Origin of the sequence: Trichocoleus sp. ST-U2, assembly GCF_039961875.1 — a bacterium.
Taxonomy (GTDB): Bacteria; Cyanobacteriota; Cyanobacteriia; order Cyanobacteriales; family FACHB-T130; genus FACHB-T130.
Window position 1 is genome coordinate 21158 of record NZ_JAMPJY010000017.1, and the last position, 26197, is coordinate 47354.

Below are 26197 nucleotides of genomic sequence, written 5' to 3' on the forward strand. Positions count from 1 at the left end.
TCGTGGTACGGTTTTAGATCCGTTGATGTCTCAAGAGTTTTATACTCCTCCAAATGCATCCACCCAGCCTAAACCCCAAACACTTTCAGGAATTAGCCTTAGACAGCGGTATTGACCGCGATCTGGCTTTACTCAACTTCATCTCATTGGAAGGAGATGCCTTTTATGAGTATTTGTTGATCTCCAATCGCATTCCCCGGACGAATACTGGGATGGTGAGCAGTTGGTGGCTGCATCGCTATGCTCATGGGGCGAAAGGAGGCTGGTGGTGTTCGGGACTCGATCCCCTTAACGATTGGCGGTTGATGGAGTGGGGGTGTTATAAGCCGAACCATCCCAGACCAGATAAAAAGGGTAAACTCATCAAGTACGAGCATCCGCCCTGCACGCCGACACGGATTTTTTGTCTGAGAGTGCCGCTTCATATCTGGCAGCAGACGGCATCCCGCTACGGTGTCCCCATGCCAGAGAAGATTGCGATCGCTCAAACCGGAGAAGCGCTGGGATTTTGGCAGTGGGTGCTAGAGATGAAAATTCCGACGATCCTTTGCGAGGGAGCAAAAAAAGCAGCCGCTTTGTTAACCCAAGGATATGCTGCGATCGCTTTACCGGGCATTACTAGCGGCTACCGCGTCACCAAAGACTTTCAAGGCAATGTTCTTAGCCGACAATTAATTCCAGACCTTCTCGCCTTCACTCGGCTCAAGCGCCCCTTTTTCATTTGCTTTGACTACGAAACTCAACCCAAAACCATTAAGGCAGTCAATCAAGCGCAAACTCAACTAGGCGAACTGTTAGAAGCACAAAATTGCCCGGTCAAAATTATCCGGCTTCCCGGCTTAGAAAAAGGCGTTGATGATTTTATGGTCGCCCAAGGTGCTGCCGCCTTCCAGGCCGTCTATGAAGCCAGCCTCACCTTAGAAACTGACCTTGCCAAAAGCAAACCCCACACCGAGTTAACCTACTCCCCAGCACTCACCCTCAACCGTCGCTACCTGGAAAAATTGCCTTTTCCCACCTCTGGATTAGTTGGAATCAAGTCTGCTAAAGGAACCGGCAAAACTACCGCGCTGGTATCGCTGATCCAAGAAGCGAAAAATAGAGGCGATCGCGTCCTGCTACTCACCCATAGAATCCAACTAGGGCAGTTCTTGTGCGAAAAAATTGGAGTGAACTGGATTAATCACCGCACACTCGAAAAACGGGATAAAAACCCGGATAACTTATTACCCATTGCCCCATCTTTAGGACTCTGTATTGATTCCATTTGGAAGCTGAACCCAGAACATTGGCAAGGCGCGATCGTGATTCTGGATGAAGTTGAGCAATCCTTATGGCATCTCCTCAACAGCGACACTTGTAAAGACAAGCGAATCAAGATATTAAGAGTCTTCCAGCAGCTAATCTCCACCGTGCTGAAAACTGGCGGTTTGGTTATCGCCCAAGATGCTGACTTATCAGACCTTTCCCTAGACTACCTGAAGGGACTCGCAGGAATTAAAATTGAGCCGTGGGTTGTATTAAATGAGTGGAAGCCTGATGGCTGGGATGTCACCTTTCACAACACCCCAAACCCAACCCTGCTAATACAACAGTTGGAACTCGATCTGATAGCCGGGCGGAAGTGTTATGTCACAACCGATAGTCGTTCCGGTCGTTACAGTTCAGAAACCATCGATCGCTACATCAAACAACGTCTAGAACAGTTCCTTCGACAATACCCCAAGACATTAGTAGTTAGTTCCCAAACAACCAGCACTCCCGGTCATGAGGCGGTCAATTTTGTTGAAGCCATCAATCAAAAAGCCTTAGACTATGACGCGGTTTTTGTGACTCCTAGCCTAGGTACGGGAGTCAGCATTGACGTGGAACATTTCGACCGGGTTTATGGAATTTTTCAAGGCGTAATCCCAGACTCGGAAGCACGACAAGCATTAGCCAGAGTTCGTCAGAGCGTGCCGCGAATTGTTTGGTGTGCCAAACGAGGCATTGGCATGATTGGCAGTGGTAGTAAGAATTATCGGGTACTGTCTCACTGGTACCAGGAAAATCAGAAAGAAAACCTAGCTTTGATGAGTCCGCTTCATCCAGTTGATGTTGATTTGCCTTTAGTTTATGACTTAATTCACCTCAGAAGTTGGGCAAAATTTGCAGCTAGAGTAAATGCTTCGATTACCCTTTATCGTCAATCGATGTTAGAAGGATTAATCGCTGAAGGACATCAGGTAAATGTCATGAGCGATGCTCCCCCTCACGAGCGTCTCAGAGAGCTACGGATGGCGCTTTTAGCAGCAGCTCCTCGCGATTGGGAAACTTCTAAGAAGCTGGTTCGAGAAATTGTTAAAATTCAACAAGAATTTGAAGTGCGCCGCAAAAAGACTAAATCTATCAAGCATCAAATTGTCAAAATTCGGAATCAAATTGAATTACAAGCAGCGAGTGCAGTTGCGAATTCTCCAGACATTGAGCGCAGAGAATATGAGCGTCTGTTAACCAAGCGTTCTTTGACAGATGAGGAGCGAAATCAAGTGCAGAAATACATCTTGAAACAGCGCTATGGGGTAGAAGTGACTCCTCAATTAAAGTTACGGGACGATCGGGGATATTATTCACAGTTGTTGGTTCATTACTATTTGACTCACGAAAGCGAGTATTTTCAACTACAAGATCAACAAGAATGGCATCAGCAGTTGGAAAGAGGCGAGGGTAAAGTTTTCCTGCCAGATTTGAATACTTACACTTTGAAAATAGAGGCACTTAGAGCATTAGGAGTGCTGCAATTTATCCATTCGGAGCGTGAATTTAAAGAAACTGATTTAGACTTAGTTGAACTCAAAGCGACTGCACTCCGGTGTAGCAAACACATTAAACGTGCTATCGGAATCAGCATTCCGATGGAAACCGAAAAAGAGCGCCTAAGTTGCATAAAAGTGCTTAGCAAGGTTTTGAATTTACTCGGATTAAAGCTAAGGTCATTTAAAAGAAAAGAGAATGGATATAAAAATCCATTAAAAGTTTATAAAATTGACTCAAAAACTCTTGATGATGGCAGGAACGAAATCTTTGAAGCGTGGCGTTACAGGGAAGGCTTGATAGAGGAGAGTGTTTCCAACCAGAGAGTTTTCACCCTGAAATCTGAAAGATGTACTACCCCATACAAACCAGCGCTATTTCATTCCCAGGGATAAACGGATGAACGGGGAGCAACACCGATGCAACAACCAGCAATTTTAAGAGTTTTTGTATTTAAAGTTACAAATTTAGTTCATACAGAATTCAGCCTTAAGTGCAAGTAAGACATTCTATAGGGATGAAGCTGTAAGTTAAAGGCTGCCCTTAAATGTAAAACAGGGAACAAACGACAGGGAATATTACCTGTAGGGAATTCCAACCACTAGACACAGCGATCGCAATCGGGTCAATAGCCAAACCCGGCTTTAGCTGAGCAAGCTCCCTAAGCAGTCTTTCTTTACGCTGCTAGGTGCTTAGGCTTACTTAGGCTAACGCAGGGATGAGTGCGATTGTTTCACAAAGCCGCTTGCGCGATCGCATTTACATACATCTAACCAGAATTTAGAAATAGGCACGTATGACAATAAGCATAATCGTTCATGGTGGAGCAAAAACCATTACAGAGGGCAAGGTTGAAGCGAACCATGCAGGCTGCTTGGCAGCTGTAGAAGCAGGTTGGACAGTGCTTCGCAGTGGAGGCAGTGCTGGAGAAGCCGTAGAAGCAGCCATCCGGGTTCTCGAAGCCGACCAGACATTTAACGCCGGATTTGGTGCGACTCTCAACAGTGAAGGTGAGGTAGAGCTAGACGCGGCGATGATGGAGGGCGATCGATTGGGTTGGGGAGCGGTAGCAGCAGTTCAAGGAGTGCGTCATCCAATCTCGGTGGCACACAAGATTATGGATGAAAAAGCCCGGTTCCTAGTAGCGCGGAGCGGCGAACGCTTCGCTGCTGAACACGAGATGGAGATGTGTGCAAAAGAAGACCTGATCAGTGAGGAGCAGCGACAGGAGTGGGAAGAGGAGCAAGAAGTTATCGATCGCCCCAACACCGTCGGTTGTGTGGCTCTAGATGCTAACGGCACCATAGTTGCCGGAACCTCCACTGGGGGCACTACAGGTCAACCACAAGGTCGCGTTGGCGACACAGCCCTGGTTGGTTGCGGCTTATACGCTGATAACCACTTGGGCGGTTGCTCAACGACGGGTGATGGCGAGTCAATTATCCCAGTGGTTCTTGCCAAGACAGCGATTGATTTTTTGGCTGGAGACACCCATCCAGAGGAAGCCGCACAGAAGGCGATTGACACTCTTGTCTCTAAAGTTGAAGGAGAGGCTGGCTGCATCCTGATAGACCGTCAGGGACGTATTGGGTGGTCGTATAACTCGTCTGACATGGCGGTAGCTTATATGACCGCAGAAATGGACAAACCAGTGGCGTTTATCAAGAAAGAAGAAGAAAACAACTCAAAAGTAGCATCCTTTGAGTCAGGTACACAACAGCTGCCGACGCCTCAATTACCAGCCGCATAATCGAGTTGGCTACCCATTTAAGACGGGATGGAACCCCACCCCAACCTTTGCCCAACCTTTGTAAGGTGCTAGCAGTTCAGATACCCGACTTCTTGGAGAAGTCGGGTATCTCGTATTCAGTTCAGCTCAGATTGAGGCGGTGATGCAAGTAGCTAGAAAAGCCCAAATTGCTGAATAATAACAATTCATTCATTCTCTAACTAAAAGTTGTGTGGGCATTTTATCAGCTTTGCTTATCTTCCCATTTCTCCTGAAGTGAATACTCCCTAGGAAGATGATAGAAAAATTGGTTTATTGAGAGAATACTGATTGTTTGCTGTGCAGCCTGCTTTTGCTTCATAGGGGTAATTTTTTATGAACTCAACATACGACTTTCAATACTTTCAGGGGAATTCTCTTTCCGATCTGTTTGCTCAAGACATCACAGATGGGCGGTATGCATTTATCCTAAATTACCCGGCGACTGCGACTTGGGCTGCTTACCCTAACAATAAAAAATACTATATTCAAGACGGTAGTAGTGAAGCCACCAAAACTTCCTTCGATAAAATTTGCCAGAAGGAACCTTGGAAAAATCTAGCGGTGTTAGGCGATCTCCTTCCAGGAGTTATCATCAGTTCGCCAGAAGACGCGCTGATTAACTATTGGCGGGAACATTTTGGTTTCAGCTACAAAAACATAGAGAGGATAGACTGCTCAACTTATCTGGATGAACTCAGCCAGATAGATACTCCGGAAGAATCTCAAAGCGATCGCTTTGACAAACTCATCACTCTATTTCCCTTCGATCATCTCAAACCAGAAAAACACGCTGTTCATCCGGATACTCACTACCGCTTGCTTAGCAAAGTAGCGCTAGCCGATCTGGGGATACAATGTCCAAAATATAAAACCTACAATCTGCACCAAATTAGCCTGGAAGACATTCAGCTACCACAATTCCCATACTTGATCAAAACCTCCCACGGACTCTCAGGCGAAGGTACTTATATTATCAAAAGCGCCAGCGAGTTAAACTACTGCTTGCATGAATTAAGGAAATACCTAGAGATTAAGTTCGTGGATACGATTATTGTTTCGGAATTTGTCAAGAATGAAGTGCAGAACTACTGCGTGCAGTTCTATGTCAGCAAGACAGGAGAGATTACGCTGATTGGCACTACAACCCAACTTGTCACTCCAGAAGGCAATTATTTAGGAGGACTCATTCACTACCGAGAAACCGACATGAGCAAGTTCTTTGAGATGATTGCTGCGGTTGGTAAGTATGCTCATCAACAGGGGTATTTCGGCGTGATTGGCTTTGATGTATTGGAAGATAAAGACGGACAACTCTATGCAATCGATGCCAATTTTCGAGTGAATGGATCGACTCCACTCTGCTTACAGCGTCATACTTTGCTGGGACTGGGAAAAGAAGTCGCTAAGTATTCTAGCGATTATCGGATGGATGGGACATTAGAGTCCATTCTTGCCACGTTGAAACCAGAATTGGAGCGTAAAGATTTTACGATATTGTCAGCTTTGGAGAAGGTTAAATACGGGAAAATCTACACCGAAATTTACGGAATTGTTGCTGGAGAAACGACCGAAGAAATGCAACAGATCGAGCAGAGTTTACAACATAAAGGATTACACATACTCAGTTAGAGGTTACTGGAGAGCTGATTTAAATACCGGGTATTAACTGTTGAATCTTTGTCAATAGTTATACTCTATGTATTCAGAACCCCGACTTCTTAGAGAAGTCGGGGTTCTGACGTTCACGAATCAGTAGGACTGCTTCATATATAAGGTCTGCCTAGTAGCAATAATGACTGTTCTCAATACTGACTCGCTCAAACTTCTACGTTTCAGCTTCATTTTTATTAGATTTTGCTGATTGCAATACTATCCAACCAGCACTAGCGATTAAGGAACTAATCACTAAAAAGCCAATATCATAAGCTAACGTATGCGAACCCGGTCTGACATGATGAATGCCTAAAATCTGATGATCGATAACTCCTTCAATAAGATTGAACGCTCCAAATCCTAGTAATAGTGAACCAATAAAGGTTGGTGCCGACAAAGAATGACTTTGTTTTGCGGCTCGCCAAAACAGAAAAAGCCCAATTAATGTTAATAGCCAATCAAACAGATGAAACAACCCATCGCCAAGAGTATTTAGTTCCAAACCGGCAACGGTAGCATCAGTTTTAACACTAGAAAACATATGATGCCATTGTAATAATTGATGAATGACAATCCCATCAAAAAATCCAGCCTGACTCATTCCTAACACAATACCAGCCCCAATCAGAGGGCGGCGATCGCGCTGATGGATGGAAGAATTTTCTTGGCTACTCGCCTGGGATGTAGTTTGGTTTGAAGTCATGGGAATACCTCTGTAACAACCTCAGCGCGTATATCACTCGCAACGAAAACGAATTCTTGAGTGCGGTTCGTTATGGACGACGGGGAGAAGAATTTGACTCCCAGAAAATAAACGGAAGCGGAAACAGACCTATCTTCAGGATTAGGCTGCTTCAATTGTTTCGCTTCCTCTCAGAAATTACATCTAACTCCTAGAGGATTGACGATTGTTTTTTGGTATACAAGCTAGGCGAATTCCCTGGCGTTAAACAGCGATCGCATTTTAGGCTATTGGCAAAATCCACACTAGAAAGTATTCGGTTGCGTCCTCCACTGCTGAAGTCAGCTTGTTAGCCTAGAGAAGCGACAAATCGCCAGCATCTTTACTGAAAACTAGAACCAATAATTGTTGAAGTTGGTTTTAATCAGGTAAAAATAGCACTCTTCGGATCTTTCAAGAAAGAACCAAGAAAGAACAGAATTTTATCAACAGGATTTGAGACCTGATTTTTGTCATGGCTGTACTCACAACATCTATTCAGAACACTCATCCGATTACAGAACTCTATGTGTTTGGCGACAGCCTTTCGGATGCGGGGACGGTGTTCCGAGCGACGGGAGGAATGTATCCACCCAACCCACCTTACTTTCAGGGACGTTACTCAAATGGTCGGGTTTGGGTTGAGTATCTTGCCCTTCGCCTGCATCTCGACTCTAATCAAACCAAAAATTTTGCTTACGGAGGAGCAACTTCTGGAAACGATCGCAACAGTTTTGTCCCTGGTTTGCTAGCCCAAGTGCAATCGTTTATCCAAACACATCAACCGCTGAATTCAGAGGCACTGTATGTGCTATGGGCGGGGGGAAATGATTATTTACAGGGAGTCAGCAACGCCACAATTCCTGTTGAAAATATCACTAAAGCGATCGCTTCTCTGGCTGATAAGGGTGCTAAAAAGCTCCTGGTGGTAAACTTACCCGATTTGGGACAGTTGCCGACTACCCGAACCAGTGCAAATGCTGCCAGACTCAGTGCATTAACCCAAGCCCATAATCAAGGTTTGAGGCGATCGCTTAAGGTAGCTCAGCAGCATTCTGACCTTCAGATTGCGACTCTAGATGCCAATCGGCTGTATCGAGAAGCGATCGCGAATCCGGCAGCGTTTGGCTTTACTAATGTCCTCAATGCCTGTTTGGCTGGCGCTGGGACTTCTGGCAGTCCAGACCAGTTTTTGTTCTGGGATGGCATTCATCCAACAACAGCGACTCATCGCATTTTAGGGGAAACTGCCTTTGCCGCGATTCAAGAAGCAGGGATGCTCAATTCTCCTTCGGTGCTGTTTGGGTAAACCACTCCATTGAAGCTTGAGCGATCGCTCCTGGAACCGTGTGGGGTCCATTGAACTCGTGGTACTGCACGTCATAGCTTGCCCGTTGTAACTGCGGCACAATCCGGCGACTGCATCGCTCAATCGGCAACACCGTGTCCCCCTTCCCGTGAGAAATGAATACCTGCGGCTTCCCTTCCTGTCCGGCAGGAGCCATGAATCCCGGGGAGAAGGCAATGACATGACTAAATAGGTCGCCATTGGTAATGCCCACTGAAAGGGCGTAGGAAGCCCCATCAGAGAAACCCGCGATCGCTACCTGATTTGGAGCGATCGCGTAACGGCTGAAGGTTTGTGCCAGCGCCCGGTCAATAAAAGTAATATCGGCACCGTACCCACTCCGAATCACGTCCCAAGTTTGTCGGCGCGAGTCTACTGCCAACAAAATTGTCTGGAAGGGATCTGCCAGATGGCGGACGATATTCAGCGCCCCTTCTGAATCGCCTCCTGCCCCATGCAACATCAACACCAGTGGCGCGGGGCGGTCTGCCCGATAGCTTTTGGGTACATAGATGAAACCATCCCGCTGTCCGTCCAGGCCTAGGGGATGCAATCCGGGAGTTGCGGTTGCGGTGGGGCGAGTTGGACGGGATAATAATCGTCCGTCTGTAGCGGAAGAATCAGCTTGCTTTGAACTTTCCATTGTCAATAAATTCTGTTGCAAACAACTAGAGAGTTGAGAGACCGCGAACGGTAAGATCGTGCCTGCTACCCCAAGCCGGAGTAGTTGTCGCCGTGTCCAATAAGCAGGAAAGCTTTTGTATTGCCTCATAGCGATCGCGCAGCGTCCCCGGCTCGCTAGTCATCCGTGAGAGCTATCCCTTCACGCTAGGATTTTTAACGGTTTCCTGCCTGAATCTTTGGGAAGATTCAGACTGATTTAATCGCTGGGTTTTATCAGCCTGTTAACTCTAGAAAAGGATAAAACCGTTATTAATTGGAACGTCGATCCCATCAGAGGGATATAGAGCGTTAAATTCTGTAAAACATCAAGATACAGATGTATTCAGAGGAGCTATATGCTTTTGGGAGCGATCGTCTGGTGAGAAAAAATATAGTTTCGCTACTGGCTGTGTTGGTGGGGCTTTCCTATGCATGGCTCGGCATCTTCACGTCTCTGAACTCTTATTTTTTCAACTATCGGGCAATGACCATTCCTGGGTGGTTTAGGTTAGGGGCAACTATCGCTCTTGGGCTATATCTTCTGGGTGTCTATACGACGGCTCTGGCGTTTCAACAGATTTCAACCCGAAAATCGGCAATTGAGCCATCGTTTTTAGTGTTGGGTTGCATCATCGGTTTGCTGGTTGGCAGTTTACCCTTTTTCCTGAATTTCCTAACCCCAATCCCGTACCTGCTTTATTCTCCATATATTATTTTGCCTATTTCACTTTTGCTATCTTTTTTAGGAATTCGGATTGCTTGTAGATATGAACGAAGTAAATCTAATTCCACGCTAAGAGTTTTAGTGTTTAGAGCCTTAATTCCGTGCGCGATCGCCTTAACCTTAATCTGGCTTCACAACGGCAGTTTTCCCAGTGTCAAGGCTCCTGCTGAAGTTCGGCAGGAATGGGCGTACATACAATTTGGGGATTACAAGGAAGTGGTGAACTCAATCAAAACTTGTCAGCCCATTCTAGAACGAGTAGGCAGCGTGAAAGTTGTGGCACCGACCCAAGGTAGAAACTATATTATTTCCGATCCAGGGAGTTCCGGTCATCAGGGGGAATTGACTTTAGAAGTAATCGGAGACCAAGGTGCAGGTGTCGCTAACTTTAACTTCCATATCGTTACTTCGGTTTCACAGGTTCGATTTACCAATCGGGGGAAAACAGAAACAATCGTCTGTCGAAGGTAGGGGGAAATCTGATTTTTTCTGCCCCCAACTCGATCGTCCCTGCAAAAGCGATCGCCTCTGCAAAATTGCTTCACCGACGGCTCCCAAGCAAGCGGCATAACGATTTATTCAACTGTTACTTAGCTGTAGAAACGCGTCTATGCGATAGTTATATCGCACCCAACCCAGCACGCGATAGCGAAGGCGCTGACTTGTCAGTTCGCGCTTGCAAAGAGGATTAAAAATTAGAGCGACGTTTAGACTGATTTAGAAAATCCTTTAAGGTAAACCAGAGAGATAAACTTCCTAACATTATCAAACTAGCTCCGAGCGGATAGACGTACCAACGATTATCCTGCTCAACTTTTAGAGACTTAGCTTTTGAATCTTGGACAAATGCATTGATCTGGGAGGTTTTGTTCTCTGTAAAACTAAAACCGTTATTCATTGGAAAGTAGAGTTTCCCGTCAGATGTTTGCAAGACAAGCTGAGTTGATTTTCCATGTTTCTGAACGTTTGCTTTCTCTAATCGATCGAGTGGAAAGGGAGTCACGGTTTTCCCTCGCAAACTCGACACCACGAGTTTACACATACCTAACGATTGGCGACGTTCGCATTCTAAGGTTGCCAGTTGAGGATTCAGCAAAAACATTCCACCCCGGATAACCATAAAAACGCCTAGAACCGTTATCCAGAAGGGTTCTTTCAGATATACGGAAACGCCCTGAAGTTCAAATGAGGTATATCGCCGCCCTGCTTTTTTGGAATTTTTGTCAGTTCCCATGCTTGTCCTCTCCTGTAGGGCATTGAACAAGATAAGTGCCACTTAGATGAGATACAAGCCCATGCATCCTGACTCCGGTTAGCTCGATAAAACCGTCTAAGCCGTAGTTATCTGGCACCCGACCAAAAACGCGATCGCAATAACTTCTGGTTGATGAAGATAGTTAACCCAACGGAGCAAGTAAACTCAAGAGGCAGTTAAGGTTAAGCGCATACAGTTACAGACTGTTCGCGCATTTGCTTGATTTGATGTCATCACTGAAGGAGACTACGATGACTTCGACCACCCTAAAGCCTAATTTAACCGTTCCCGGCCCCCGTCCAGGACCCATTCTCGGACGTGCTACCCATATTTATCGCTTCGCATCCGACTCGATCGGCTATACCCGCGACCTTTTCCAAACCTATGGCTCAGTTGTCTCCCTGACTTATGGAGGGGGCACAAATCTTTATTCACCGCTCCCCAATTGTCCTGGTACTGTATTTGTCTATGGCCCGGAACTCGTGCGCCAAGTGACGACCCAGCACGAGATTTATTATAAGCATCCCTTATCCGGAAAATTGTACCGCAGGCGGGAAGCCTCGGCGCGGACAGAACCCCTGAAGCACTTTGCTGTGGGACTCTTTGGCATCAATAGCGATCGCCATCGGCAAGCTCGTCAACTCCTCATGCCCGCCTTTCACAAACAGCGCATCGAGTCCTACCGCAACGATATCGTTACCATCACCCAATCGGTACTCGATCAAATCCGGGTTGGGGAGCAAAGTGACATTGACCAGATTATGCGACTGCTGACAATGCGAGTGGCGACAAAGACACTGTTCGGTGCTGATGTTGGCGAGATGGGCGGCATTACCGGGAAACTTTTTCAGGATACTGTAGGTTTGCTGGGAACGCCCATGATGGCACTATTCCCTGTGGACTTACCAGGATTGCCCTACCATCGCTTTCTGAATCTAATCGCCCAACTTGACGACGAGATGCGATCGCTGATTGCAACTAAAAGGGCAAAGGGCACTGACGATGGAGATGTGCTGTCGATGCTGATCCAAGCTCGTGACGCCGAAACTGGCCTCGCTCTGAGCGATGATGAATTGCTGGGACATACTGGGGTATTCTTTTTAGCCGGACACGAAACCAGTTCCAATGCACTTACCTGGACGCTGTTCCTCCTCTCGCAACATCCGCAGATTTTTGCCGATCTCCTCGACGAACTCGAAAGCGTGCTGCATGGTGAAGCGCCGACAGTCGAGCAATTGCAACAGTTGCCGTTATTAGAGCGAGTTATCAAAGAGAGTATGCGTGTATTGCCGCCAGTCCCCTGGAATGGGCGCGTCACCGCGCAACCGACTGAACTCGGTGGTTATGCCTTGCCTTCGGGAACGGAGGTATTTGTCAGTATTTACCAGACTCACCAGATGCCCGAACTTTATCCAGAACCGGCGGTTTTTAATCCGCACCGTTGGGAAGGATTTGAACCCACTATTTTTGAATACAATCCCTTCAGCGCTGGCCCCCGGATGTGCATCGGTGCAGCCTTTGCCATGATGGAAATCAAAATAGTGCTGGCAATGCTTTTACAACGCTACCGCCTGCAATGCATTCCCCATCTGAAGGTAGACCGTTTTGGGGTGATTGTCATGGCACCGAAATATGGGATGCCAACGATCGTCCATCAGCAAGATCGTCAGTTTAGCCAGGGAGTGGGTGGCGTGCGCGGTAACGTGCGAGAGATGGTGAAATTGCCTGAATAATCCGGTACGAGTAGGGGCGACGCATTCGGACAAAAAATCTTGGGCGATAGACACTCGGAACCCCACCCCTGCCCCTCCCCGTGAACGGGGAGGGGTTCAATATTTCCTCTCTCCGTTCACGGAGAGGGGTTAGGGGTGAGGTTCGGGACTGCATCCAATAGAGAATTGCGGCTATTTGAGACGGCAAACCAGGTTATTTCCTCTGTAGCGTTGTTTCCTCTGAAGTTCCCCGGAAGTGGGAAAATGAGACAAATGGCGCTTAGTGACAAAATTGCAAGGAAAGAGGGAAATGCTAAAACGGATTGCCGCACTACTACTGGTGGTATTAAGCGTAAGCTTGCAAAGTTGCACTGTCGCTAGTGCCACCAGTGGCTTAAAAAGCTATGTAGATAGCACCGACGGTTATCAGTTCCTATATCCCAACGGCTGGCTTCCAGTCGAGGTGAAGGGTGGAGCCGATGTGGTGTTCCACGATATCATTGAGCCTTCTGAAAATGTGTCAGTCGTCATTAACCCGGTTGGGGCAGAGAAAAGCCTCGCTGAGTTGGGGACACCGACGGAAGTGGGATACAAATTATCAAAAAGCGCGATCGCACCCCCAGGATCGGGACGCGAGGCAGAATTAGTGAACGCTGAAAAGCTGGAATCTAACTCTAAGACTTATTACATACTGGAATACACCGTCAAACTCCCCAATCAGCAACGCCATAATCTTGCCTCTATCGCCGTCAGTCGCGGTAAACTTGTCACCTTCAACGCTTCTACCACAGAAAAACGCTGGGAAAAGTTGAAGCCATTGTTAGAGCAAGTCGTTAGTTCATTTTCCGTCTATTGATAGCGATCGGCTGATGGCTAATGGCTCATAAAAGTGATGAGAGTGATAAGAGTTGAGGCAAAAAGAGAATTATTTAATTCAAAACTCAACACTTAAAACTTGTTGACAATTAGCAATTCGCCACTGACAACAGAACGATGACCCTTCCCACTTTAGTCTTAGCCTCCGCTTCTCCAGCCCGCCGTCGCCTGTTGCAAAGTGCCGGAATCGAGCCGGTGGTTTGCCCTAGTGATTTTGATGAGTCCCAAGTCTCAACTAGCGTTGCATCCGAATTGGTGCAAACTCTGGCGTTGCGGAAAGCGGAAACGGTTGCGAATCAATTTCCAGATGCTTTGATATTGGGATGCGATTCGGTGTTGCTGGTTAACGGTGAGATTCATGGGAAACCAGCAGATGCAGCACAAGCGATCGCCCGTTGGCAAAAAATGCGCTCCCAAATCGGCGAACTCTATACGGGTCATGCTTTAATTGACCAGCAGCAAGACAAAACCGTGGTACGATGCGGCATCACAAAAGTTTATTTTGCCGATGCTAGCGATCGCCAGATTGAAGCCTACGTCGCCACTGGCGAACCCCTCAAATGTGCTGGCTGCTTTGCCCTGGAAGGGAGAGGGGGACTATTTGTAGACAAACTGGAAGGTTGCCATACGAATGTCATTGGTCTGAGCTTGCCACTACTTCGCCAGATGTTCGGTGAACTGGGATATGATGTCACCGACTTTTGGCAGGATAAAAAATGAAAGAAGTTTGTTGTCCATTGCTACTAGCAAATAACAACTGATAATTGATTTGTGCCTTTTTCTTAAATTGATCCGGAATTTGTTAAGGTTCCTAGATTTTTGATTGAGGCAAAGGATCTGCGTGTCTAATATTGGCTAAGGCAAAGCTTTTGGAGGGCTTTTGTTCATGGGAGTAAGTAACGAGTTTAAAGCACAACTCAAGGCTGGCAAAATTTTTGAGGCGCTCACCTTGGCACTCAGCGAAGCCATCGAGTTAGAAATCACCACCTGGGTTTCATCGGCTGACTCAGACGCCTCGCCTGGGGTGAGGACAGACCAATCTTTATCCGGTCAACCTTTACCCGGTCACTGTATGCGAACCCGCATCAATATTGTGGATGGTGATATAGAAAATGAAGTCGGCAGCGAATTTCTGAATAGCGGCCCCTACAACGAACTGCGGGAATTTCACCTCCAGCAAGTTCACGAAGGTCGGGAAATTATTCAGGAAAACCTGGCAAACTTGCAACAGCTGTTTACAGTTTTAACGAACACGCTGTCTGAGATACCAGGATCGCGATCGCGTTCAAATCCACAGCAAGTTTTACCTCCTATCGATTCAGATAATCCTTAAGAGTCAGAACACTTGAGAGCCAAAATAAATGCAAGTCAAAGGTTAAGCTTCTCTTCAGGACTGAGTTTTGAGTGTTGAGTATACCCCAGACTTAAAAATAGGGGCTTGAAATCAGGACGCTTTATTCCTTGGGGCTACATCAACTTGAAACAAACTGCGCCTCTAATTTCCGTTTTGAAAAGGCTTGTACCCTAGTTACTTTAAACCTCAGTCCTCAGTCCTCAGTCCTCAGTCCTCAAACCTCAGTCCTCAGTCCTCAAACCTCAGTCCTCAGTCCTCAAACCTCAGTCCTCAGTCCTCAGTCCTCTTTCTATTGACAACTCACAATTGGCTGGAAATTTGGTTATGGCGGCAAGCGATAAATTCAAACAACAACTCAAAGCTGGCAAAATTGTTGAGGCACTTTCTACGGCACTCAGTGAGACGATTGAGTTAGAAATCACCACCTGGGTTAGCTCTGCCGACGTAGATGACAGGACAAGCGAAGAACAGCCTCAACCAGGTTCTCGGATGCAGACTCGGATTAATATCGTTGAGGGCGACATCACCAACGAGATTGGCGATCGCTTTCTCAACAGTGGCCCCTATAGCGAACTGCGACAATTCCATCTAGAGCAAGTTCAGCAAAGCCGCGTGATTATCAACGACAATCTCAAGAGTTTGCAAAAGTTATTTGGGATGTTGGTAAGAGTCGGGTACCAGAATCCTAAAGCTGCCCCGATTCCTCCAGACAAGTCTAGAGTTGATCCTCGCCTACCACCAGACGAAACCGCAGCTTCTATCGTGACGATTGAGCCTGAAGTGTCGCTTTTTGAGGGGTCGCCAACAGATGCGATCGCATTTGACCCCCGCGTGGAGATTGACACCGTTCCTGCCATTGCACCCACACCATCCGTCACACCCGATTTCCTGCCCCCAGCGACCCCAGAAACCGCTGTAGAGCCAGCCGTGAGTGCCCAGGAATGGGAAGAAGCCGTCATCCAGGAACCACCGTTTCAGCCAGGGTGGACGCCGGAATTCGGCTCGGCGCTTCCCCCGGATTTCCTGCCCCCAGTGACCCCAGAAACCTCTGTAGAGCCAGCCGTGAGTGCCCAGGAATGGGAAGAAGCGGTCATCCAGGAACCGCCGTTTGAGCCAGGGTGGACGCCGGAATTCGGCTCGGCGCTTCCCCCGGATTTCCTGCCCCCAGTGACCCCAGAAACCTCTGTAGAGCCAGCCGTGAGTGCCCAGGAGCGGGAAGAAGCCGTCATCCAGGAACCGCCGTTTGAGCCAGGGTGGACGCCGGAATTCGGCTCGGCGGTAAACTGGGGAACCGAGGAGGAGTGGGAAGAAGTGGAAGTGGAGGAGGAGCCGACACACCCCTTCTCAGCGAGGTTTGCGCCTGTTGAAGATGAGGACTGGAATGACAATGACGATGGCTGGGAAGAAGATGAGGAGCCGTCAACGACGCCTGATCCCAGCAATCCTAGCGGCATTTCAGATCCCATAGCGGTTTTGTTTGGAGACACTCCCGTGGAGCCTTCCCAGCCTTCTCCACCGATGTCAGATACGCGATCGCCCGTCAACATTGAAGAGGCTTTATTTTCACAAACACCGCCTTCACAAACACCGCCAAAGCCGTTTGATGAGTTTGATGAATTTGAAGAAGATGAAGACGAATTTGACAATCCATCGCCTCCACCACCCTCCAAATAATCATTAAAACCAAACTGGATTCATACAACGATGGTCAACACACCAGATACCAACAGCAACGAGATTAATCCCAACCTGCGGAAAAATTTTAACAACTTTTTGCAGTCTCTGACCGATGTGCTAATCGACATCACGGCTCTCGAAGTAAATACAATGGTCGTGGATCATATTAGCGGGACTAAGTTTATTCCTTGGGAAGCGTATCGAGATATTTACCCAATTTCCACAACCTATTTGGAAAGGGCAGGAATCCATCCATCTCTATGGTCTCGGTATCTGAGTCTGCGTAAACAAATCGAGACAGAGTATTGCCTATATTGCCTTGAGGAGAAACTTTTAGAACAGGATGCTTCACAGCTCAGGGAATATGTCCGAGTTCTCAGCGATCCCACAGCAGAACTGGATATTCAAAAAACAAAATTGCCTAACCCACTGAGTCCTTCTGCGAATCCGGCTGTTGAGATTAACAAGATTCAAAACTTACTCGACGACAGTAGATTTTTACGGAGCTTGCGGAAGGTTGATGAGCTGAAAGCAGCCCTGGATAATCGGAATAAGTCTTTGCAAAAAAGCGAAGCATCGCAAGCATTAGACCCGGTTGAAGAAGTAACAACCGATATGATTTATGCCCAATCAATCATTCAGTTAGATGGAGATATTATCAACCGCTATCATCAGAGACTTTTTGAACACGAGCATAAAGATATCATTTTAGATATCCATAGACAGGGTGTTACTGCGGGTGAAAAACAGTGGCATGGGTTATTAGAATTTATGGTGAATTTAGTAGAATCGTTGGTCAATCAAGGTAGTTCCTCAATGAAAAATTTATTCAAAAACCGCAATTAATCCTGAAAAAACCGATCCAAAAAAATAGGCCAAAAAAATAGGAAAGATGAGCTGAGAAGGAGTGGGAAATTATCTATCAGGTTCCTTTAGGCAACCTCTTAATTTAGATTCATGCATTCAAATCGAGGAAGTCAAAGACGCAAAGGGACAGTTAGTGTCTCATTTCATCAGATTCAACTTAGATGAAAACATCCTCGATCAAATTTTGCAAGCGAGAACCAATGGACAAAACTTATCCATTTCCCGGCGTTTGCTAGCAGAGTTGCGTTCTTATGCGCTAGTAGATGCGGGAAGCTGCTTGCAGTCTGGGCTGATTTTCTGCACTCACTACGAGCAAGCGGAGAGTAGAGAGTCAGTAGCGGAAAACTTTGTCATGCAGAGTACGATCGCTCTCGATGGAGACATCATTCACCAAATTCGCCACGATTGTCTTAAAGATTCTATTTGGTGTTTAGCGATCGCAACTGCTCACCACTGGCTAATCGATCAACTGCTCAATCAGCTACAGCTCAAGATTGCCTTATGGTTAAATGGGCTATCTTGGATGCTCTCTTTGCTAACTACGGCGGCGACAGTTATCTCTAACTTACAGCGCCTGAATTTCTGGACGCTGTTAGCATCGGCGGCGATGGCATGGTTCTTGCAAGTAGGCTTTAAGCGTCTGTTGCTGTTATTTTTGCCGTTGCTGAGACGTTGGGTTTTTCGTCAATTGTTGTTGCGCTTGCTTTCTTCCAATCCCAGGGATAGAAAGATTGCGAAAGGCATTTTAGGGCGGTTCGTACCATAACCAGAGGAGTGGGAGGTGATGCGATCGCTTATCGAGTTGCGTTGCATAAAGCGTAGCGATCGCTCTACTCGCATCCTTCTAACGAACTCTAATAAACTGGCTTGTATGCAGCACCGCTTCACCATGATCCGGAATCCATGCTACCCATTCGTCCTCAGACTGCTGGCAAAGTAGCAACGCTTCATCGTGGCTATAAGGGTTGGGAAGTTCTAGCAACTGTACCCAAGTCGAATCCTGATAATCCATCTGAGACTGGGTTCGGCTGGGTTGAGGTGCCCAGTTTCTAGTCCGGGACAGCAAAGGAAGTACGCAATAATTCAATGTCATATCTGTTTCCCCTCCAATAGCAATAACAGCACTCAGAGTTGGCTGACTGCTCTCCGTCGCAGTTAAGAGCCTCCACTGATAAGCTATTTTCAAAACATTTCTGTAACAAATGCTACGGAATTTTTGCCGATCAAATCAACTACCTGTCGTAAAACTTTATGTTTGATAAGACGAAACCTAAGAGGGATGCAAGATCCAGCGAATAGCAATTCTCTATTGGAGGCAGTAAAGTTTAACCCCACCCCCGCCCCTCGACCTTCACCCAGAGGGGTTCAATATTCTCCCCTCTCCGTTCACGGAGAGGGGTTGGGGGTGAGGTTCCGAGTTCAGCAAAGAATGCAGAGGTAAGCAAAGTTAAAAAAACGACCCAGAATTGACTACTTCATTGTTGAAGATTTGAGGGGAATAGCGGTGGAATCAGGTGAGGCTTCGACGATAACACCCGCTTTATTTTCGGCTATCAATTTAGGTTTTAAGTAAAGATTTTCCAACAGGACAGCGGCACCCGCCACCCAAGGAGGAACAATCAACGCGCCAAGAATGCCTAAAACCTGCGTTCCTCCTAGCACCCCCAGCAGTTGATACAAAGGATGGACTTTCACAGAAGAACCTACCAGTAGCGGATCGAGGACATAAGTTTCCACATTCTGGATAATCACGAACAACAGCAGCACCCACAGGAACGTCCACCCACCTTGAGAAACTGCCACGATGAGAGCGGGAATGGCTCCCAAAACTGGCCCCACAAAGGGGATCAAATTGGTGAAACCAGCGATCACGCCAAGTCCGAGTGCAAACTCTGATAGCCCTAAAAAACCTAAGCCAAGGGTAATCGCTACCCCTAAAATCCCTGAAACCGCAACTCGACCTTGGATATAATTCCCCATCCGCTGGCTCATCGGTGCCACTTGAGCCTCCAGACGTTCATCCCAAGGCGACGGGAATAGCTGCACCAAACCTTTAACCAGGTTTTGACTACCCGCCACCATATAACCGGAAATCAATAAAGCCAAAATTAAGCTAAAAACGCCGCCAATAATTCCTTTAGTGATGTCGTAAGAGCGCAGCAGGACTTGTTGACTGGAACTAAACACCCACCTAGTTAGCGCTTGGGTATCAAGGAGTTGGTTGACTAAATCGGGTCGCTCGTCGTTGTAACTGATTACAATTTTCTGAATGAGTGCCCGAAGATTTTCAATGTATATTGGCAAATTGACGGCAAGCAGTTGAATCTGCGCGGCTACGGTAGGGCCAATAATCAATCCCGCCCCAACGATGCCAGAAATTAGCGTTACATAAACAACAATGACCGCCAACCACCGGGGAAGCTGCAAGCGTTCAGCCTTGTCGATGAGGGGGGAAATCGTCGCTGCGATGACTACGGCAACCATGAGGATGACTAGGAGACTCCGCAGCTGCCATAGCAACACTCCCAACAAACTGGTGACGACAATTAGCAGGATATTCGATAGAGAAATCGCAGTGCGCCGCTCGAACATGATTTAGTAGCGATGGGCTAGGTGTAAACTACCTACACAAAGAATAGCGCTATCGTGTGGGCTTGCAGCGTCACCGAGAAATCCCTCTGTTTAGACTTGCGCCACTTTGTTGCAATACACACTCCTAACCTTACCCCCAACTCGATCTCCACAAGTGGAAAGGGGCCGCGATGGGGTTAAATTGCACTGCATCCCAACGAGAAGTGCGATAAGAGGGACACAACGCGCTAGGCGACTCCATGAAATTTAGGTTGAGTCATCTTCTTTAACAAAGCTTTGGCTTGATTGAGTTCTTCGTTGCGCTGGTACAGTTCTTCACTGAGAGACTGCAACTCCTGATTCATCGTCTGTAGTTGTTCGTGGGTGGACTGGAGTTCCTCTTGAGTCCTGTTCAACTGTTTTTTGAGATCCAGACGTTCTTGTTGAACGGTTTTTAGCTCTTCTTGAAGCACCAGGAGTTGTATCTGCTCGGTTGTTAACGCTTGATGGGTAGACGAGGGTTGCTTGGGTTTTACCTGTGGCTGAAACACTTGCTGGAACTCTGGCTGGAACACTTGCTGGAACGCTTGCTGCAACTCTTGCTGCAACTCTTGCTGGAAGTATGAGGGTTGCTTCTCTAGAGGCTTCAGTGCCTTTTCAGGGCTTGTCTGGGTAGGCGATCGCAACTCCTCTCCCTTAGTCTGGACACCTTGGCTAGTCTGGACACCTTGGCGGATGCGATCGCGTTTGGAGTCCTGCACCTCAGATGCATTCAGATGCACATTCACCTTTGGCGTCTTTGTATAAACACGTCGCTTCAAATCTGCGGTGCTGAAAGTCTGAGGGCTGTTGAGCAGTCCCTCCGCATGACCTAATACGAGAAAGCCACTATCCCGGAGCGCAAAGTGAAAGCGGGACTGGATTTTTCGTTGGGCTTCGGGATTAAAATACATCAGGGCGTTGCGGCACATCAGCAGATCGAGACGGGAGATGGGCGCATCTTCAATCAAGTTGTGGCGACTAAACAGTAGCGCAGAACGCAACTCCTTATGAACAATGTAGCTGTTAGGAGTGCTATCAAAGTATTTCTCTAACAAAGCGGGAGGAATCCCCGCAACTTCCTTAGCCGTATAAGTTCCCTGACGAGCTTGCTTAAGCGCTTCCTCATCGATATCTGTGGCGTAGATTTTGACCCGCGCCTGGAACTGTTCGATTCCCAGTATCTCCGCAAGGATGATTGCTAACGAGTAAGCTTCTTCTCCAGAAGCGCATGCAGCACTCCAAACTCGAATCGGTTCGTCTGGTTCCTTCTTCGCAACGATCTGAGGGATCAGCTCGTGAGACAAATAATCCCAAACTGAGCGATCGCGGAAGAAAGAAGTAACATTGACTAAAAGTGTGTTAAATAGGTGAGTAAATTCTTGGGGATGCGCCTTTAGGTAATCAATATACTTTGTACAGCTGTCGATTTCCACTTTCTGTATCCGGCTCATTACCAGACGCATCAAACTAGGACGCTTGTAGCTGGTGAAATCAAAACCACGACTTCGCTTTATGTAGTCCAGCAAAGCTTCTAACTCATAAGCTGCTTTAGTCCGGGGCGGAGTCGTATAGGCAGTTGATTGTGATATTGGCATCATTTATCGTTATACAAGTAAAAGTGTAGCGACCTGTCAAGTAGAGGTATATTTTTTAGCAATTGTCCTAAATCGATCCCGCCTTGCCCCGCTTGCGGGGCAAGGCGGGATTTTGATGTTTATTTTTTTGATATTTAGCATCATCTAGATAAATTGCGATCGCTGTAATTACTTTAGCGGTGAATGCTTCTAGATTCATCCTCACAAAGTAGAGCGAACAGTAACAGATATTCCAACGGATGAAGAGGTTTTTAGACCCTTGGTATCAAAGCAACCAACCTTGAGGTCAAGGCACTCTGAAAGATAATTATCCACCTATTTTTAACAGGGAGTCGCACTACCAGACTTCTAGGCTTCTTTGTTTTAAATTCCTAAGAATTTCTGAAACCAATTCTTTCTGCTTTGGAGTTAGTTTATTCCAACCATTTCCCCAAAGTTTTTCTTGGTTCGTATCATTATATGTAAAAGGCATTCTTGTTAAATTATTCATTTTACACCTCTTATTTCCTTTGACCCTGACAGATGGAAACTCCCTAATTCAGTCGTCTGTTAAAGGAGACAACAAGGGACACGAGAGGAACTTAATACTCGACTATTTCAAGCATAAACGCGAGTAACAGTAACGTCTGTCCGGTTTCGCACATATTTAGGGAAACATACAAGATTTATCGGCATCTAGTCATGTTTTGTGGTCAAAAACCCCTTTTAGCTCAGCTTTGCTGAGACTCATCACATTTGTCAGTTGCCATCTTCGCCTTCATACTTGGCAACACGAGGGAGCTTCAAAGCTGTCTATCTAATGATGTGTAACTGTCTCTTGTGATGGTGACGGTAGCATCTCACCATGTACTACGATTGTGCGCTTTGTGCTTGGCTCCCCTTAGTAGCGCTTAGGAAACCGCGCAGAATGACAGTTTCAGCTCAAGTTACACTTGGTACTATTTAAACAATAAACGCGCTCGCAAACGCCGTCTGTCCGCTTTCGCACATACGAGAAAACAAACAATTTAAAAAGAATTTATCCGCCATTTACCCAGCGTCGCCCGCTTGAAGAATGAATTTGATAGCTATTCGTGAACCCAGGGTTGAATATTCTCCCCTCTCCGTGAAGGTCGAGGGGTTGGGGGTGAGGTTCCGAATCTATTGCATCCAAAAGAGAAACCCTATATACAACGCTCGCCCAATCATTAATCCTAGCCGCAGTTGTGCAACAGCATCTAGGGCAACACCATCTAGTACAACGCCATCTAACGGTGTTCCGTGCCAAGCAACCGACCGAACTCGGCTTTGATAATTCCATAACACTCGCAGGAGATCGCTTCCAAGTCGCCTTGATTCAGAATGGTGATTTTGCCACGGCTGTAGCGAATCGTTCCCGCTTTGCTGAGGGTGCCAGCCGCCACCGTGACGCCAGAACGGCGCGTGCCCAACATCTGGGCGATAAATTCCTGAGTGAGGGGAAACTGGTCTGATTCCACGCGATCCTGAACGGTTAGCAGCCACCGGGCAAGTCGCTCTTCTATCGTATGCAGGCGGTTGCAGGCGACTCCTTGAGAAACCTGAGTCAGCAGTGCTTGCGTATAGCGCAACAGCAGGCTTTGCAGTACCCCTCCCCGCTTAAACTCGGATCTGAGCTGCTCTGCCTTCATTCTCATGCCATTGCCTGCGACCTGCACCAACGCTCGGTTGCTCGTTTTGTTGCCTCCTAAAATTATGGGGAGACCTACCATTCCGTCATTACCCACCATTCCAGCTTCCACAGTCGAGCCATCTTCCAGCACGCTGAGTAAAGAAACAATTCCCTGTTGGGGAAAATAAACGTATTCAATTGGTACGCCAAGTTCGTAGAGGACTTGATTGAGTGGGAGCGAGACGGGTTCTAGATGGGGAACCAGACGTTCGTACTCCTCGTCAGGCAAAGCGGCAAGAAGTCGATTTTTTATTGGCTGAAGAGGATCTTTGGGGACTGACATGAGGAGTTTCCTTAATTTAGCCGTGTTAGAAAAGGCATCTAACGGCAGAAGGAGAAGAACTCAGTAAACCAATCCTAATACCAAAAGGTGTATTTTCTGAATAGAAAGCCGCACGCTTAGCAGGTTAAAGTCTTACAGCCGCTTACTGATGCTGTATTCATTCTAATGGGGTGTGAAATTTTCTCACATTAACAATATTCCCTAGATTCCTAGAGCAACTTTCTAGGTTATATTGCAAAAACTTGCTGAAAAAAGTTTGGGTACGGAAATCGGGATGTAAGCGCTGATTCTATATAAACTCTCAGCACTTTACTCCTAGATACATCGCAACACTCCCGACCCAGAGGCATAGGATGTCGAATTTTGATCTCGTTTTAAAGTTATTGCTGCAACTAACCGTTATTCTCGCTACTTGTCGCATTGTGTCGATGATTGGGCGGCGCTATTTTGGTCAAACCGATGTTGTCTGCGAGATGATCGCGGGGGTGATGTTAGGGCCATCTCTGTTTGGTCTGCTGCTTCCTGATGTGCAGCAATGGCTGTTCCCCAAAGCCCCGATTGTGATTGATGCGGCGACGAAAATTCCCAACCCATCGATGTCGATTCTCTTTGCCATCAGCCAGATTGGGTTGGTCATTTATATGTTCTTGATCGGCTTAGAGTTTAATACCGATTTGATCAAGCGCCGAGTCAAGAGTGCCGGTTTGGTATCTGGGGCAGGAATTTTGGCTCCTTTTATCTTAGGCGCGATCGCAGCTTTGTTGTTGTACGGCAATGGCGAACTCTTCAAACCTGGAATTACTCGTCCGGCAGCAGCCTTATATCTGGGCGCATCCATGTCGATTACAGCATTTCCGATGCTCGCCCGGATGCTATACGAACGCGGCATCGCCAAAACCCGCTTCGGGACGCTGGCACTGGCAGCTGGTTCGATCGATGATGCGACGGCATGGTGTTTGCTGGCGATTGTACTCGCCAGCATTAAAGGCAGCGCCAGTATTGCCGCTTTTGCGATTGGCGGGGGTTTTGGCTATGTGTTGTTGATGATTTTCGTCGGACGACCGGCATTTACCTTTTTCGCACGTCGGACTCGGCAAGAGAAGGGCGTGACGATGCAAACCCTGACATTAGTTTTAGTCGTTTTGATGGTATGCGCGTGGTTTACCGATTTGGTAGGCATCTATGCGGTGTTTGGGGCGTTTATTCTGGGCACAGTGATGCCACGGGGCGAATTTGCCGACCAAGTGCGCCACCACACGGAGTTTTTGACGACTTCGTTTTTGCTCCCGATTTTCTTCGTTTTCTCCGGACTGAACACGCAAATCGGGTTAGTCAACACGCCGCAACTCTGGGCGATCGCATTACTGATTATCCTGATAGCGATCGCAGGGAAAGGGCTAGCTTGTATGTTGGCAGCAAAACTCGCAGGTGAAAGTTGGCGCGAGTCCGCAACCATTGGGGCGCTAATGAACGCACGAGGATTGATGGAGTTAATTATCCTCAACATTGGTTTAGAGGAAGGTGTAATTACTCCAACCTTATTTACCATCATGGTCGTTATGGCAATTATCACTACCCTCATGGCATCCCCGCTGGTTTCATTATTGTTGCAAGGAACCAATTATGAACCTGTTCCCAGATAAGCCACGCCAGGTGCAAGTTTTTCTAATTCGCTCAAAGCCCTGGCAAATCTAACCCAGTCCCTTCCTCTTCAAAACCCCTCTACCGGGTCGGAGAGAGGTTTGGGGAGCCTGCTGTGCCTACAGATTTTAAAAAGGGGCTGAGGGTAGCAAAAATAAATTGCTGAAGAAATACAGAAAATTGCCAATAGCGATCGCAGATATAGCAATTTTATTTGAGTAATGAGCCAGCCCTTGAGATCCCCAACTTCTGTCTGGAAATCGCGGATCTCGCCTTCACAAATCATTTAGGATGCAGATAAGATAATCAGACAGAAAAGCCTTGACTCCAAAAGGAGTCAAGGCTTTTTTGCATAGACAATGAGTTGTTACAGCACAAGCGTTTACTACCTAAGACCGCTCTGATGGAGGGTTGCGCCTCCCCTCGGTAGTAACAAAGTGGAGGAAGCGACAAAAACTCCACACCTTCTAGGCCTTTTGTTATTTAAACCGTTCGGACATCTGACGTCGCTCTTCTTTGATGTCCGATTCTGGGCCACTGCGGCATAACGCCCATCCGGTGTTTTTTTCCTTAATCAGAATAACAATCGCCAATTTAAATGTTGTCGTGCTAGCGGTAGAACCGCTGTCAGTCTGTAGGTGCAACTACTAGCATGGCTAACATCTATCTCTGGTGGGAAAGTTCCGGGCTGTAACTGTGTATACAGCAACCACGACGGCTATCTGTACAAGCCTATTCACAAGAGGATGAATCCCTCCAAAAGTCTCAGCCACAACTGAAATTAACCGTTTAGCATATTGGCTGCCTTTCTAAGACCAATCTTTGTTTTTTGTAGAAAGCTCTGTTTTACTCGGATTTTAACTTTTACCGTTACATTTTTTAATCCAGAAGCCAGTTAGAAAACTTGACACTAGGAACGCAAATAGCTAAATAATTGCAACAGATAAGAAGCAATGTCCCC

24 protein-coding genes are annotated in these 26197 nt (G+C 47.0%); 13 read left to right on the top strand and 11 right to left on the bottom strand.

Going from position 1 to position 26197, the window contains the following annotated elements; translation table 11 throughout:
- Window positions 1–53: 53 nt before the first annotated feature.
- The 3 genes from NC996_RS13410 to NC996_RS13420 all read left to right on the top strand — a co-directional run bounded on the left by NC996_RS13410 (window position 54) and on the right by NC996_RS13420 (window position 6193).
- The gene (locus tag NC996_RS13410; RefSeq protein WP_190689125.1) at window positions 54–3188 is read left to right on the top strand and encodes a plasmid replication protein, CyRepA1 family; all 3135 of its coding nucleotides are present in this window, start codon (window positions 54–56) and stop codon (window positions 3186–3188) included.
- Between the two features lie 401 nt (window positions 3189–3589).
- A complete protein-coding gene (locus NC996_RS13415) occupies window positions 3590–4543 on the top strand; it encodes an isoaspartyl peptidase/L-asparaginase family protein (RefSeq protein ID WP_190689128.1) in 954 nt (317 codons plus the stop codon).
- Between the two features lie 354 nt (window positions 4544–4897).
- Window positions 4898–6193, top strand: coding sequence for an ATP-grasp domain-containing protein (locus NC996_RS13420; protein WP_190525104.1), 1296 nt, complete (start codon window positions 4898–4900; stop codon window positions 6191–6193).
- A 196-nt stretch (window positions 6194–6389) separates the two neighbouring features.
- Here the strand turns inward: NC996_RS13420 and NC996_RS13425 are convergent, their stop codons facing one another.
- The gene (locus NC996_RS13425; RefSeq protein WP_190414540.1) at window positions 6390–6920 is read right to left on the bottom strand and encodes a DUF2243 domain-containing protein; all 531 of its coding nucleotides are present in this window, start codon (window positions 6918–6920) and stop codon (window positions 6390–6392) included.
- A 493-nt stretch (window positions 6921–7413) separates the two neighbouring features.
- On the opposite strand from NC996_RS13425, the gene NC996_RS13430 reads away from it, so the two are divergent.
- Window positions 7414–8247, top strand: a complete 834-nt coding sequence (locus NC996_RS13430; protein WP_190689130.1) for an SGNH/GDSL hydrolase family protein — start codon at window positions 7414–7416, stop codon at window positions 8245–8247.
- On the opposite strand, the gene NC996_RS13435 is transcribed toward NC996_RS13430, so the two are convergent.
- Both NC996_RS13435 and NC996_RS13440 read right to left on the bottom strand, forming a co-directional pair.
- Window positions 8219–8929: an alpha/beta hydrolase-fold protein gene (locus NC996_RS13435; RefSeq protein WP_190689133.1), complete on the bottom strand. Its 711-nt coding sequence runs from the start codon at window positions 8927–8929 to the stop codon at window positions 8219–8221. The two genes, NC996_RS13430 and NC996_RS13435, sit on opposite strands and share 29 nt — an antisense overlap.
- A 25-nt stretch (window positions 8930–8954) precedes the next feature.
- Window positions 8955–9092, bottom strand: a complete 138-nt coding sequence (locus tag NC996_RS13440) for a hypothetical protein (RefSeq protein WP_190433945.1) — start codon at window positions 9090–9092, stop codon at window positions 8955–8957.
- Between the two features lie 194 nt (window positions 9093–9286).
- Between NC996_RS13440 and NC996_RS13445 the strand changes: the two genes are divergently transcribed.
- Window positions 9287–10144 (top strand): hypothetical protein, encoded by an 858-nt coding sequence (locus NC996_RS13445; protein WP_190689136.1) that lies wholly within the window; start codon window positions 9287–9289, stop codon window positions 10142–10144.
- 217 nt (window positions 10145–10361) lie between these two features.
- Here the strand turns inward: NC996_RS13445 and NC996_RS13450 are convergent, their stop codons facing one another.
- A complete protein-coding gene (locus tag NC996_RS13450; RefSeq protein WP_190689139.1) occupies window positions 10362–10907 on the bottom strand; it encodes a hypothetical protein in 546 nt (181 codons plus the stop codon).
- 272 nt (window positions 10908–11179) lie between these two features.
- Between NC996_RS13450 and NC996_RS13455 the strand changes: the two genes are divergently transcribed.
- From NC996_RS13455 to NC996_RS13485, 7 genes are all read left to right on the top strand, one after another.
- On the top strand, window positions 11180–12661 hold the full coding sequence (locus NC996_RS13455; protein WP_190689142.1) for a cytochrome P450: 1482 nt from the start codon (window positions 11180–11182) through the stop codon (window positions 12659–12661).
- A 289-nt stretch (window positions 12662–12950) separates the two neighbouring features.
- Window positions 12951–13496, top strand: a complete 546-nt coding sequence (psbP, locus tag NC996_RS13460; protein ID WP_190430730.1) for a photosystem II reaction center PsbP — start codon at window positions 12951–12953, stop codon at window positions 13494–13496.
- 137 nt (window positions 13497–13633) lie between these two features.
- Window positions 13634–14236, top strand: a complete 603-nt coding sequence (locus NC996_RS13465) for a nucleoside triphosphate pyrophosphatase (protein ID WP_190689144.1) — start codon at window positions 13634–13636, stop codon at window positions 14234–14236.
- 166 nt (window positions 14237–14402) lie between these two features.
- Complete coding sequence (locus NC996_RS13470; protein WP_190430728.1) at window positions 14403–14849, top strand: hypothetical protein; 447 nt, start codon at window positions 14403–14405, stop codon at window positions 14847–14849.
- Between the two features lie 345 nt (window positions 14850–15194).
- On the top strand, window positions 15195–16544 hold the full coding sequence (locus tag NC996_RS13475) for a hypothetical protein (RefSeq protein ID WP_190689146.1): 1350 nt from the start codon (window positions 15195–15197) through the stop codon (window positions 16542–16544).
- Window positions 16545–16574: 30 nt separating this feature from the next.
- Window positions 16575–17393: a hypothetical protein gene (locus NC996_RS13480; RefSeq protein ID WP_190433960.1), complete on the top strand. Its 819-nt coding sequence runs from the start codon at window positions 16575–16577 to the stop codon at window positions 17391–17393.
- 154 nt (window positions 17394–17547) lie between these two features.
- On the top strand, window positions 17548–18180 hold the full coding sequence (locus NC996_RS13485; protein ID WP_190689148.1) for a hypothetical protein: 633 nt from the start codon (window positions 17548–17550) through the stop codon (window positions 18178–18180).
- A gap of 78 nt (window positions 18181–18258) precedes the next feature.
- Here NC996_RS13485 and NC996_RS13490 read toward each other — a convergent pair whose 3' ends face one another.
- The 6 genes from NC996_RS13490 to NC996_RS13515 form a co-directional block, all read right to left on the bottom strand.
- Entirely contained in the window at window positions 18259–18507 is a 249-nt protein-coding gene (locus NC996_RS13490; protein WP_190433965.1) for a hypothetical protein, read from the bottom strand.
- A 377-nt stretch (window positions 18508–18884) separates the two neighbouring features.
- A complete protein-coding gene (locus NC996_RS13495; protein ID WP_190430723.1) occupies window positions 18885–20006 on the bottom strand; it encodes an AI-2E family transporter in 1122 nt (373 codons plus the stop codon).
- Window positions 20007–20233: 227 nt separating this feature from the next.
- A complete protein-coding gene (locus tag NC996_RS13500; protein ID WP_199303311.1) occupies window positions 20234–21625 on the bottom strand; it encodes a CheR family methyltransferase in 1392 nt (463 codons plus the stop codon).
- Window positions 21626–21689: 64 nt separating this feature from the next.
- Window positions 21690–21821, bottom strand: coding sequence for a hypothetical protein (locus NC996_RS13505; protein ID WP_277878397.1), 132 nt, complete (start codon window positions 21819–21821; stop codon window positions 21690–21692).
- 138 nt (window positions 21822–21959) lie between these two features.
- Window positions 21960–22112: a hypothetical protein gene (locus NC996_RS13510; RefSeq protein WP_190414825.1), complete on the bottom strand. Its 153-nt coding sequence runs from the start codon at window positions 22110–22112 to the stop codon at window positions 21960–21962.
- 757 nt (window positions 22113–22869) lie between these two features.
- Window positions 22870–23595: a Crp/Fnr family transcriptional regulator gene (locus NC996_RS13515; protein WP_190438337.1), complete on the bottom strand. Its 726-nt coding sequence runs from the start codon at window positions 23593–23595 to the stop codon at window positions 22870–22872.
- 353 nt (window positions 23596–23948) lie between these two features.
- Between NC996_RS13515 and NC996_RS13520 the strand changes: the two genes are divergently transcribed.
- A complete protein-coding gene (locus NC996_RS13520) occupies window positions 23949–25238 on the top strand; it encodes a cation:proton antiporter (RefSeq protein WP_190672412.1) in 1290 nt (429 codons plus the stop codon).
- A gap of 477 nt (window positions 25239–25715) precedes the next feature.
- On the opposite strand, the gene NC996_RS13525 is transcribed toward NC996_RS13520, so the two are convergent.
- The gene (locus tag NC996_RS13525; protein ID WP_190430771.1) at window positions 25716–25880 is read right to left on the bottom strand and encodes a hypothetical protein; all 165 of its coding nucleotides are present in this window, start codon (window positions 25878–25880) and stop codon (window positions 25716–25718) included.
- Window positions 25881–26197: the final 317 nt, after the last annotated feature.

Coding starts and splice junctions, on each gene's coding strand:
- NC996_RS13410 (WP_190689125.1), top strand. CDS start 54: ATGCATCCACCCAGCCTAAACCCCAAACACTTTCAGGAATTAGCCTTA.
- NC996_RS13415 (WP_190689128.1), top strand. CDS start 3,590: ATGACAATAAGCATAATCGTTCATGGTGGAGCAAAAACCATTACAGAG.
- NC996_RS13420 (WP_190525104.1), top strand. CDS start 4,898: ATGAACTCAACATACGACTTTCAATACTTTCAGGGGAATTCTCTTTCC.
- NC996_RS13425 (WP_190414540.1), bottom strand. CDS start 6,920: ATGACTTCAAACCAAACTACATCCCAGGCGAGTAGCCAAGAAAATTCT.
- NC996_RS13430 (WP_190689130.1), top strand. CDS start 7,414: ATGGCTGTACTCACAACATCTATTCAGAACACTCATCCGATTACAGAA.
- NC996_RS13435 (WP_190689133.1), bottom strand. CDS start 8,929: ATGGAAAGTTCAAAGCAAGCTGATTCTTCCGCTACAGACGGACGATTA.
- NC996_RS13440 (WP_190433945.1), bottom strand. CDS start 9,092: ATGACTAGCGAGCCGGGGACGCTGCGCGATCGCTATGAGGCAATACAA.
- NC996_RS13445 (WP_190689136.1), top strand. CDS start 9,287: ATGTATTCAGAGGAGCTATATGCTTTTGGGAGCGATCGTCTGGTGAGA.
- NC996_RS13450 (WP_190689139.1), bottom strand. CDS start 10,907: ATGGGAACTGACAAAAATTCCAAAAAAGCAGGGCGGCGATATACCTCA.
- NC996_RS13455 (WP_190689142.1), top strand. CDS start 11,180: ATGACTTCGACCACCCTAAAGCCTAATTTAACCGTTCCCGGCCCCCGT.
- psbP (WP_190430730.1), top strand. CDS start 12,951: ATGCTAAAACGGATTGCCGCACTACTACTGGTGGTATTAAGCGTAAGC.
- NC996_RS13465 (WP_190689144.1), top strand. CDS start 13,634: ATGACCCTTCCCACTTTAGTCTTAGCCTCCGCTTCTCCAGCCCGCCGT.
- NC996_RS13470 (WP_190430728.1), top strand. CDS start 14,403: ATGGGAGTAAGTAACGAGTTTAAAGCACAACTCAAGGCTGGCAAAATT.
- NC996_RS13475 (WP_190689146.1), top strand. CDS start 15,195: ATGGCGGCAAGCGATAAATTCAAACAACAACTCAAAGCTGGCAAAATT.
- NC996_RS13480 (WP_190433960.1), top strand. CDS start 16,575: ATGGTCAACACACCAGATACCAACAGCAACGAGATTAATCCCAACCTG.
- NC996_RS13490 (WP_190433965.1), bottom strand. CDS start 18,507: ATGACATTGAATTATTGCGTACTTCCTTTGCTGTCCCGGACTAGAAAC.
- NC996_RS13495 (WP_190430723.1), bottom strand. CDS start 20,006: ATGTTCGAGCGGCGCACTGCGATTTCTCTATCGAATATCCTGCTAATT.
- NC996_RS13500 (WP_199303311.1), bottom strand. CDS start 21,625: ATGATGCCAATATCACAATCAACTGCCTATACGACTCCGCCCCGGACT.
- NC996_RS13505 (WP_277878397.1), bottom strand. CDS start 21,821: ATGAATCTAGAAGCATTCACCGCTAAAGTAATTACAGCGATCGCAATT.
- NC996_RS13510 (WP_190414825.1), bottom strand. CDS start 22,112: ATGAATAATTTAACAAGAATGCCTTTTACATATAATGATACGAACCAA.
- NC996_RS13515 (WP_190438337.1), bottom strand. CDS start 23,595: ATGTCAGTCCCCAAAGATCCTCTTCAGCCAATAAAAAATCGACTTCTT.
- NC996_RS13520 (WP_190672412.1), top strand. CDS start 23,949: ATGTCGAATTTTGATCTCGTTTTAAAGTTATTGCTGCAACTAACCGTT.